General features: G+C 59.5%; 2 protein-coding genes. Both read right to left on the reverse strand.

Annotated features, from left to right (window positions below; genetic code table 11):
* Positions 1-121: 121 nt before the first annotated feature.
* On the reverse strand, positions 122-298 hold the full coding sequence (locus AiwAL_RS18595) for a hypothetical protein (protein ID WP_262313324.1): 177 nt from the start codon (positions 296-298) through the stop codon (positions 122-124).
* 13 nt (positions 299-311) lie between these two features.
* Positions 312-815, reverse strand: a complete 504-nt coding sequence (locus tag AiwAL_RS18600; RefSeq protein WP_262313325.1) for a DUF4863 family protein — start codon at positions 813-815, stop codon at positions 312-314.
* Positions 816-886: the final 71 nt, after the last annotated feature.

Raw genomic sequence — 886 nt, forward strand, 5'->3', positions numbered from 1 at the left:
ACTGGTGCCTAACGAATGAAGCAGGACCAAAGGCACTCCACCCGCCGGACCTTCCACCCGAACATGCACCGCAATCTCGTCAACAGTGATGAACATGGGGTTTCCTGATCGCTTTCTGGTATTATCCTGACACCGAAGCGAATGCTTGGGCTCGTGCAAGGATCACTCCCGCAAGATAGAGCGAGCCGCAGATCATGACACGCTTGGCCTCGCCATCTTCGGCGAGGCGCCGCAGCGCCGTTGCGATATCCGGGCCGATCGTCGTAACGCCGCCCGAGGCCGCGACGATCTGGTCCACCGGCAAGGCCCCGTTAGAGGCCACGCCGGACATAGCGGATGCGGCCAGCGGGCAAGAAGAACAAGGCGATCAGTGCGCCGCCCATGACTTCCGGATAGTGATGGCTGCCCGGAGCTGGCGCCGTCCAACCGGGTCCGCTCCAGCCATTCGGCCCCGCGAGCAGGGCGCCCTCATCGACCGGCACCACCATATTCAGTTCGCCATACGGGTGCAAATGATAGTCACCACGAAAGCGCTCCTGGCTGTCCATATAGACCGCCATAATGCTGAAGTAGAACGTCCCTGCGCTTGGCTCGCAGATGCGGCTGCGCCGGTAGCGCCGCCCGTCGATCTCGACGTTGGCGGCCCAACCTTCCTCGACCCCAGCCTTGATCAGACGAGCGAGGTCATCGTACAGTGCACTGCCCAGCCCGTATTTCGTATTCAACCAACCTTCGAGTTCGGTGCCTGGCGTCTTGTCCTTGATCTCGCCTAGGAACGGTATACTGCAGCTGATCAGATCCTCACTCATATCCATGTAGTATCTTCCTTGATTTGATAACGATGCTTCGTCTAGCCGCCCGTTACGTGTTAGATTCCGAGCTTTTG

Origin of the sequence: Acidiphilium sp. AL, from assembly GCF_025499445.1 — a bacterium.
GTDB classification, from domain to species: domain Bacteria; phylum Pseudomonadota; class Alphaproteobacteria; order Acetobacterales; family Acetobacteraceae; genus Acidiphilium; species Acidiphilium iwatense.